At 43.1% G+C, this 9,949-nt stretch carries 8 protein-coding genes; 3 read left to right on the forward strand and 5 right to left on the reverse strand.

Annotated features, from left to right (window positions below):
- Nucleotides 1–7 precede the first annotated feature (7 nt).
- A complete protein-coding gene (locus BM008_RS05450) occupies nucleotides 8–706 on the forward strand; it encodes a hypothetical protein (RefSeq protein ID WP_091934471.1) in 699 nt (232 codons plus the stop codon).
- A 17-nt stretch (nucleotides 707–723) separates the two neighbouring features.
- Here BM008_RS05450 and BM008_RS05455 read toward each other — a convergent pair whose 3' ends face one another.
- Complete coding sequence (locus BM008_RS05455; RefSeq protein ID WP_091934473.1) at nucleotides 724–2,715, reverse strand: sensor histidine kinase; 1,992 nt, start codon at nucleotides 2,713–2,715, stop codon at nucleotides 724–726.
- A gap of 244 nt (nucleotides 2,716–2,959) precedes the next feature.
- Between BM008_RS05455 and BM008_RS05460 the strand changes: the two genes are divergently transcribed.
- Entirely contained in the window at nucleotides 2,960–3,391 is a 432-nt protein-coding gene (locus tag BM008_RS05460; RefSeq protein ID WP_091934476.1) for a bactofilin family protein, read from the forward strand.
- Nucleotides 3,392–3,414: 23 nt separating this feature from the next.
- On the opposite strand, the gene BM008_RS05465 is transcribed toward BM008_RS05460, so the two are convergent.
- The 3 genes from BM008_RS05465 to BM008_RS05475 form a co-directional block, all read right to left on the reverse strand.
- Entirely contained in the window at nucleotides 3,415–4,173 is a 759-nt protein-coding gene (locus tag BM008_RS05465; protein ID WP_091934478.1) for an ABC transporter ATP-binding protein, read from the reverse strand.
- Nucleotide 4,174: 1 nt separating this feature from the next.
- Nucleotides 4,175–5,002 carry an ABC transporter permease gene (locus tag BM008_RS05470; protein ID WP_091934481.1) on the reverse strand — a complete coding sequence of 276 codons (828 nt, stop codon included), beginning with the start codon at nucleotides 5,000–5,002 and terminating at the stop codon, nucleotides 4,175–4,177.
- 90 nt (nucleotides 5,003–5,092) lie between these two features.
- Nucleotides 5,093–6,118: an ABC transporter substrate-binding protein gene (locus BM008_RS05475; RefSeq protein ID WP_091934483.1), complete on the reverse strand. Its 1,026-nt coding sequence runs from the start codon at nucleotides 6,116–6,118 to the stop codon at nucleotides 5,093–5,095.
- Nucleotides 6,119–6,268: 150 nt separating this feature from the next.
- Here BM008_RS05475 and BM008_RS05480 point away from each other — a divergent pair, with 150 nt between their 5' ends.
- Complete coding sequence (locus BM008_RS05480; RefSeq protein ID WP_091934486.1) at nucleotides 6,269–6,790, forward strand: helix-turn-helix domain-containing protein; 522 nt, start codon at nucleotides 6,269–6,271, stop codon at nucleotides 6,788–6,790.
- 41 nt (nucleotides 6,791–6,831) lie between these two features.
- Here the strand turns inward: BM008_RS05480 and BM008_RS05485 are convergent.
- A partial coding sequence (locus BM008_RS05485) for an S-layer protein domain-containing protein (protein WP_091934489.1) occupies nucleotides 6,832–9,949 on the reverse strand: 3,118 nt, incomplete at its 5' end.

The following is a 9,949-nucleotide window of genomic DNA, read 5'->3' on the forward strand; positions in this document are numbered from 1 at the left end:
GGACATTATGGACCTCAAGAGTGAAGCATCGTTCAAATGGCTTTATTCACAGAAGATAGCGAAAGTGAAGGATCTTGCACGCATAGTGCAGGCAAGTCACCTATGGAATGAGAAGAAACACTACATTGAAGAACTTCTGAACCTGAGAACAGGAGATTCATGGAACTGTGACCTCAGGGATACCTCACGTGCAGTTTCAGCGCTTGCACTTACGGATATGGTCTTCCCGGAAGTTGGAGAATGGCTGCTCTCAAAAAGAACAGGTAGCTCATGGAACGACGATGTCTATGATACCACATATGCACTGGCTGCACTTGGAGACATGGGACATTATGATGCTAACGGCTGCCAGTGGCTTGTTGACAATTATGGCCCTAAATGGGAACATCCCGGAACCACAGCACTCATAATAAACGCACTGATAAGGCAGTCAGAAGCAGGAAATGTAAACTCGTATGCCAGCTTTATCGATGAACGTGCAAAGTGGATCATATCACAAAGAGAGATGAATGGAGCATGGAAAACACTTGCTACCAGCAACCTTGTTATCCAGGCACTTATCCTTGCTGGATACAAAGAGGTAACAGAGGGCCCCTTCAACTGGATACTATCGAAAATGAACAAGAACTGTTCATGGGGCAAGGATAACGGAGATATTAACACAACATCCCTGTCACTCATCACTATTCACGAATACACAGAATGAATAGAACAGATAAGAATTCATTTTGCAGGCAACAAGATATGGATAGTTGTCCCACTTCCTTTTTTGCTCTCAGCCCATATATCACCATTATGGGCTTCTATTATCTTCTTACATATGTAAAGACCAAGGCCGTTCCCGCCATACTTACGCGTGGATGAGCCATCCACCTGATAGAACCTGTTGAATATATCAGGGAGATTCTCTTCGGCGATACCAATACCATTATCGATTATCTTGATGTGTATCTTCTGATCATCCTGAAGGACAGCAGATATTTTGATATTGCCTCCCTGATGCATGAATTTAATAGAATTATCAATGAGATTTATGAATACTTCTTCAAGATAATCCAGATCACCGTTTATCAGTGGTATGTCCTTTGATATTGACACCTCGACCTCATGGGCCTTGCTTGCAAGTTCAGGGGACCTGTCATGTACTGCTGAATCAATGACCTCGGCGATCCTGAGAGGAACAAAGCTGTATTCTACATTGCCACCCTCGGTGATGCTTACATATATGAGAGAATCGATCAGACGCTTCAATCTTTCAGAGCTGAGCATCATCTTTTCAACTGCATCTTTCTGCTTCTGATTTAGCTCTCCGAGAGCACCATCATACATCAGTTCACTATATCCCTTTATTGGGATAAGAGGAGTTTTCAGCTCATGCCTGAGATTAGATATGAACTCATCTTTCATCCTGTCAAGGGACTTTAGTTCCTCATTGGCCTTGGCAAGATCCTGAGCATACTGATTAAGTTCCTCTTCTGCAGCCTTACGTTCTGTGAAATCCTCCACAACACATACACCACCCATGAATCGACCTTCATCTGATATCACCGGGCTGAACTCTGCTTTGATAGGGACCACCTTTTCAGAGAAAGGAGAATGGAAGTCATCCTCATATCGGGAAGGTATACCTGCAAGAACCTGTTTGATAGCTTTTTTGATGGAATGTTCATCATCGAACGATTCAATTATGTTGAAACCAATAACCTTTGAGATCACATCCCCTACAGGCACATCCAGGATCTTCACAAGATTCTCATTGCATTGGGTTATTACTCCATTCTCATCAAAGTGGAATATACCCAGAGGCGATTTCTCGAACATCATACGATATTTGTTCTTGGAGATGCTCATCAGCCTTTCTTTCATCTTTCTCTTTGAGATATCATTGATGATGGCACCGTGGAATCTATTGCCCTTTATCCTGGTAGTTGTAATAGCAAGCTCTATAGGGAACTCAGTACCATCTTTGCGTAATCCCGTTACCTCTATGATGTTACCAACAACAGGGGATTTACCAATGGATATGAGCTCATCCCATCCTTCGTGAGCCTTACGATACCTGTTAGGCATGATGATACTGATGGGCTGTCCAATGACCTCGTCCCTCGTAAAACCAAAAAGTCTGGTAGCATGCTGATTCCAGAAAGTAATGATACCCCTGTAATCTGAAAGGACAAAAGCATAGGGTATCGAGTCAAGATGACTGTAGATCATCTCGAACTCTATTAACAGGTCATTCTCCTGAACCTTACGTTCCTGAATGTCCATACATGAAAGCATCAGAGCTTTTTTAGGGGACTCACTGTCTTTCAGCACACTTGTATTCATAAGAAATGTATATTGGATATCTTCATTGATCAGAACCGGCATCTCATACTTACCATCGATTTCCTCTTTCCCTGAAAGGACCGATGAGAAAAATGAGGAAGCTTTCTCTTTTTCTTCCTCTGAAGGGCAGAGATCTGTAAGGTCCGTATGTATGATCGAACGGCCTTCATGTTCCAGATACCTCAACGCCTTACTGTTTGCCATGAGTATCTGGTTATTTTTATCAATGATGATCACCAGCGAATCCAGAAGATCATAAAATAACCGTGCTTCATCCATATCAGAGAATGGGATGCCACTTTCAGATGCCCTGACCTGACCTTCTGTATCTGAAGGAGAGTTATCTTCATGTCCTAAAAGATCAAGTGTTTCTTCTTTGGTACCCATCTATACACCTTTGGCTGTGGCAAGCGTGCCACAAGGAACTTCCTCTGAGGAGTTTCAGCAGATATAATTATATTAGTCATATAATATATAATGTTTAGTATTTGATAAGTTCTTATTTATATAGGACAATGAAAATTATGGGTCCATTATATACCAAATACACACAAAGAGGAAGAAAAATATCTGTTCTTTGAGTAGCATTTATAATCACAAAAAACTATTGGAGTATGCATGGTGACCTTAGATGAGTGAAAGCCCGATAAAATATCACGAAGATTCCAATACATACATAGCCTGTAAGAAAGCCTACTTTGAAAAGAGCGTCAATATTGACGGAAATTTTATGGTTGGAGCAGGCTCTAATTTTTGGAAGGACCTCAATGTAAAAGGTGTTCTTGAAATTGGAAAAGGTACATTTGTAAAAGGGAACATCACTGCTGACAGGGCCATAATAGGTGCAAGGTCGGAGATAAACGGCAACATAGAGGTTGCAGGTGACCTGAAGATATTCGATGCAGTTAAGATAGATGGCTCTGCTATTGCAGGAGAGGAGATGCTTGTGCGTCCCGGCTGTGATATAAACTTTGCAAAGGCCAGCAGGACAATGGAACTTGTTGGAAAGACCAGCATTAAAGAAATAGAATCAGGAACTAAGGTAATTGTGCGTTCGGAATGAACGCAGTGGTCACACCTTATATCTTATTTTTTCTGCTCTCTGACAAGGGATCTCAGTATCCTTTCACGGAGAGTGTTCGCCTCGAGGCTTGTCCTGTCACGAGGTCTTGGCAGACCCACATCGATAACTTCTTTGATCTTACCAGGACGTGCACTCATCAGAACAATCTTGTCGGCAAGGAAAACAGCCTCATCCACACTATGTGTAACGAAAAGTATAGTGATATTGTTCTTTTCCCATATCTCAAGCAATTCCTGCTGAAGGATATTACGTGTCTGAGCATCCAGTGCACCAAATGGTTCATCCATGAGCAGAACAGACGGCTCGTTTGCAAGAGCTCTTGCTATAGCCACCCTTTGCTTCATTCCACCGGATAGCTCGTATGGATAACTGTCCCTGAACTGCTGGAGACCCACCAGTTCAAGATACTTCTCAGCATCTTCAAGTGCTTCCTTCTTTTTGATCCCGCTCATCTGAGGACCGAAGATAATGTTCTCGATAACGGTCTTCCACGGGAAGAGAGAATATTCCTGAAATACCATTCCCCGGTCAGGACCAGGAGCATCGATCACCCTGTCGTCAAGATACACTTCACCTTTGTCTGGTTTATCCAGACCTGAGATTATCCTGAGCAGAGTTGTCTTTCCACACCCTGAAGGACCGATGAAACAGACGAATTCCCCGTCATTGACTTCCATACTGACATTGTCCAGTGCAAGTGTGGAAGTATCATTATCCTTTGTGAACCTGCGGGAAACATTGCTTACTCTTACTTCACCCATTTCAGATCACCACTCCTTTACGCCATTTGAGGAGCTTACCATCGATATAATACCTCAGCACACGGTCAATGAAAAGTCCAAGGAAACCAAGGAGCAACATGTAGACCAGTACGAATTCCATATTATGAAGATAATAGTGATGCCATATCTTGTAACCAAGACCATTCCTGCTGACACCGAACATTTCCGCAGCTACAAGGCACATCCATCCTACACCCATAGCTATCCTGATACCTGCTGCGATAGAAGGAAGAGCGTAAGGAAGAGCAACATACCGTATAAGTTCGCGGTCCGTGTTACATCCAAGGACCTTTGCAGCTTCAACATAAACACGTGAGACGTTCTTGAAACCCGTAAAAGTGTTGATTATTATAGGGAACACAGCACCGATGAATATCAAAAAACCTGCTGCCAGAGGATTAAGACCGATCCATATGATCGCGAACGGTATCCACGCAAGTGGAGGGATCGGACGTATTATCTCGATAAGAGGATCAACTATACGGTCAATGGTCTGGAACCATCCCATGATCATTCCCACAGGAATACCTATTGCAAGAGCAGATAGCATGCCGATCCAGAAGTGCATAAGACTGTAAATGAGGTCAACCAATAAGACCGGAAGTTGATAGTCTAAACCCAGAAGATCAAGTTTTGCATCCCGGGACAGGATATCCACGAATGCAAAGGTGACATCCGTAAAACTTGGCAGGTAGAATTTATTCTGTACTACATAGACAGCGATAAGCTGCCAGAGAATTATCGCAGAACAAATAGAGACGATCTCTACACTTTTACCGCTGAGTTTCTGAAGATGTTTTTTTACCATAGCTCCTCCGGTTACTGGAGATAGAACTCCTGACAGACTATAGAAATGTTTCTTATTATTTAAGTTAGTATCAAAAAAAGAAAAAGATGATCATTGATCAAGAGCATCATAGAAGCTCAGATCGAATATATCATCCTGTGTAAGTGGGCTGCTTATGTATCCCAGTTCATACTGAACCTGTGCATAATCCACGGTTGAGTTAACGATAAGGTTTGGATCTGCTATCCATGAACCGTCCCATTCGTTCAGTGACTGTGTTACAAGTTCGATATCCCAATCCTGATCATCAGCGAATATCTGTGCTGCTTCATCCAGATTCTCTGAGTTATAATCAGTTGCACGCACATGGGTCTCAACGATCTGCTGGACTATTTCCGGATGTTCTCTAATGAGATCACCACTTACAGCCACAACACAACATGCATGGTCCTGAAGCATCTCACCAGAGGATACTACTGATCTGCCAGTGCCTTCACTCTCGATCATCACTGGTGCTGGGTGTGGAAGGAATACTGCATCTACCTGACCTGCTGAAATAGCGGTCATTGCATCTCCCGGACCCATTCCAAGGATCTCGACATCTTCTTCTGGGTCAATACCGTTCTCTTTCAGCCAGTTCTTAAGAAGAGTATCCTGGATGGTACCCGGCGGGAAGGTTGCGATCTTAAGCCCTCTGAGGTCTTCCGGACTCTCATATGGAAGGTCAGTGCTGAGTACGATATCTGAGCCCTGTATCTGGACAGCAGCTACGATCTTTGCATCCAGACCACTTGCAAGAGCAGCGATAACAGGTGCTGCACCAACATAGGCGACATCGATGTCCCCTGCAAGCATGGACTGCATCTCAGGTGCACCGGTAGGGAAGAGATTGTCATCTATTGACTCAATTCCATAAGGAGCAAGATCCTCTAGCCACCATCCTTTTTCCTTTGCAGTGATATATGCTATCTGGTGAGTACTTGGCTGGTAACCAAAAGTAAGTTCGGTGATAGCCTCTGCCTGTTCTTCTTCCTGGTCGGTTGCTTTCTCAGTACATCCGGAGATGAATACTGCAGATATAAGAGCAACTACAAAAAATAAAGTGGAAGCTAATTTTAGTGTCTGTTTATAGTTCACATTACCACCTTTATAATATTCTGATAAATGGAATGCACGAGCCTATATATTATATATATTTCCTCATTTCGCAAGTAATATAACCCAATAGTGCTAATTTTATGTATTGCTTATCCTAAACAGGATATTAAATATACATGGTGTGTGGAGATGAACGCTGCTGACAAAATAATAGATGCTGTTTTTGAATCTGATGAGAGTTTCAGAAAGGTCCTTTCGATGACCATAAAAGAAGAACTGAATATGAACATGGCTGCATTTGCAGAGCATGCTGAGATACCTGCAAGTACCCTCTATAAGATAATGTCCGGCAAGAGGGAGCCAAATGTCAAGACGCTCAGACAGATAATAAGAACTGTGAAGAGACTTGAAGGCTCAGAGAAGGGAGAGTTCATAGCTGTGATCGCTGCAAGGCCGGTACTTGACAATATAAGCGAAACAAAAAGGAAGATCGGTGGGAACCTCTGCACGATAAGAGAGTATTCTGCAACAACCATGGAAGATGCAATAATAGCCGCAGTGCGTGCTGAAAGGGATGGGGCCAAAGCTCTGGTATGTGCTCCCATAGTAAGTCCTACTATCGAGAAGATATTAAGGATACCTGTTGCAACCATAATGCCAAAGAACAGTCTCTTAGAGGCTATTGAGATCGGCTTGAAGAAGATAAGTTGATCTTTAAGATAAAAAAAGAATTAAAAAGAGAGAAAAAGAGTTTATCGGAGATTTCCGACCAACTCTTTAAGTGCCTCTATTGCTTCAGCTACTTTTGCCTGTGCTATCTCAACGGTCCAGCCACCTGCTGTGAACAGATAAGCTGCTCCACCAATTGCTGCTAATGCAACTGCTCCGAGAACATACCAGATAGTACCTGACTTCTCGAATACTTCGTAAGTAGTTGTAAGACCTCCAACCTCGACCTCATAGGTACCGATCTCTTCTTCGGTGTGTTCGAACTCGATGGATGTAGAGTTACCCATGGACAGGGTCACTACCTGTGAATCCACAACAACATCATCTACCTTGAGCTCAACAGTATATGAACCATCGGCAGTACCGCTGTTCTCGACATCAACACTTATAGTTGCTTCCTGTCCCTGTTGGATCTCAAGAGGACTTATCTCAAGGTTGCTGAACTCGAAATTAGCTGCCAGTTCCTGAACCTTGAAGTCCAGCTCAGCATCGTTCATACCTGATTTTGTTGCGATTATCTTGTGAGTTCCTGCCTCTGTAGATGTGTAGGTAACCGTACCATCACTACCGGTGGTACCGATCGATTTGCCATCAAAGGTTACTTCTACACCTGAAATGGAGTCGCCACCGATCGATGTCATCACAAAGATGGTCATTGAAGTTCCTTCATAGACATCATCAGGAGAGACCTCAATGCTCATTGCGCGGGTCTCATCATCTGCATCTATAACTTCAAGGTCCTCTGAACCGGTTCCGTATCCATCCTTCTCAGCAGTTATCTCAAATTCACCTGCTTCATCAGGAGTGTACTCCAATGTACCTTCGTCGTCAGTAGTACCGATCGTTGTACCGTCTACCTTGATAGTTGCATCACTTATTGAAGCACCACGTGATGTTACTTCGATGGTAACTTCCTCATCTGTTGTAACTGTGGACTCACTGAGCTCAATGCTTAGTGATTCTGAAGTACCTACTGTTTCTTCGACATATGGATAATATCTGAGTGTACTGGAGTCTGCGACCCTTATGCCGACCTTACCCATCAAAGTGATATCCTTGTCCTTGCTGAGTGAGATAGAATCCTCATTCTTCATGACAATGGAAGTGTCACTATAGCTGGTGATCTCCATCTCATCATATGTCTCACCATCTTCGAGGCTCAGATAATCTTCTGATATCTGGAAGATACCCTGAACGAAGACAGCATTGGATTCAGTACCTGCAAAGACATCGTTGAAGTGAACTACGATGAGAGGTACATCGTCAGCATCTCCAAGATCGATCTCATAGACATAGTCATCATCAGAAGCTACTATACTTGTGTCTACTTCATCCCCATCTTTATACAATTCTACCATGACACGATCACCATCAGTGTCAACTTCCACTATGTCCAGGGTGTAACCCTCTTCCAGTTCAAGTGCACGTCCGGAATAAATTGAGAACTCATCATCGTCATCCATGAGGACTTCAGACAACTGACCATTGGAAATGAGACTTACTTCATCAACATCTTCCATATCAGTGTCATCGGAGTAACCAGCGAAATATTTCTCTGCCATAAATCCAATGACCTCGAACTCACCCCATTCGGAGTGCTCGAAATCAACTGACGCAACGGTACTTGTGTAAACAAGCTTACCATCATCGATGGTCCTTCCTGATATCTCGGTCAGTTCAAGTTCCTCTGTTGATATACCTTCATCGATATCATAATAGAAACCTTCAAAGTTCAGTGGGGTCCATGTGAGAAGATCAGTTGTTTCTGCAACTGTTCCACGAAGTTCATAGGTTCCTGGTTCGGTCATGTCCACAAATGGTGCGAACCTGAGATCACTGTTGTCAGCAACTATGAGATTGATACTTCCCATGAGGTTGATCTCCTTTCCTTTTGAAAGGGAGATCGTACCTTCATTCTCCATCTCTATCAGGTCGTCGCCGATGGATGTTATCTCCATCTCACCATAGCTTTCCCCGTCATCAAGCTCCAGATAGTCATCAGATATCTGGAAGATACCCTGAACGAAGACAGCATTGGATTCAGTTCCACTGAAAACATCATCGAAGTGTACAATAACGATCGCCACATCATCGGCGTCACCAAGGTCATCCGTGTAAACGTAATCCTCACCGCTGGAAATAACACCACTGTCAAGATCATCGCCATCCTTTGTGAGTGTCACATAAACACTTTCACCATTGACATCGACCTCAACGATGTTGAGTGCATAACCTTCCTCAAGTTCAAGTGAGGAACCAGCGAAAACAGAGTCCTCTTCATCATCATCAATAAGGATCTTTGATAACTGACCAGCAGACATCATGCTGACCTCGTCGACACCATCGATATCAGTATCATCAGTGTATCCTGCAAAGTATTTCTCTGCCATGAAACCTATAACCTGATATGATCCCCAGCCACTACGGTCGAAATCTGTATCCACCGGTCTTGTCTGGTACAGAATATCTCCTTCACTAAGTGAACGGTCGATATTGAAGATCGTCATGTTCTCAGAGCTAAGTCCTGATTCAAGATCATAGAAGAAACCAGAGAATGATTTTGCATCCCAGACATATTTGTCTGCAGACTGATCAGCGTTCTCGTCCCATATCCTATCACCTGTGTAATAGTTCTGTGAATATACAGTAATTGTCGTAGTTGTAGAATCAGACCCATCAGCGTTAGTTGCAGTAAGAGTGACATTATATGTGCCTACAGAATCAAAGGTATGTACTGGATCCTGAACTGTTGAATTAGCACTGCCATCATCGAAGTCCCATTCCCAAGATGTTGGTGTGTTGGTTGAAGTATCATTGAACTGAACTATGAGAGAAACTTCACCTTCAGTTACATTTGTGTCAAATGAAGCAACTGGTGGATTGGAAGCTACAACTGCATTGACTGTTATATAATTGGTCTTGGTCTGAACATCACTTTCAGTACCATTTATTGCTGTAAGAACTACGGTATAGGTACCAGCAGAACTGTAAGTGTAAATTGGATCTTGTGCAGCGGAATCATTAATACCGTCATTGTCAAAGTCCCAGGCCCATTCAGTAGCATTTGTTGAAGCATCGGTGAACTGAACAGTAAGTGGTTCATCACCAGAAGTTACATTTGCACTGAAATCTGCAACTGGA

It is taken from the genome of Methanolobus profundi, assembly GCF_900114835.1.
In the GTDB taxonomy this organism is placed as follows: Archaea; Halobacteriota; Methanosarcinia; order Methanosarcinales; family Methanosarcinaceae; genus Methanolobus; species Methanolobus profundi.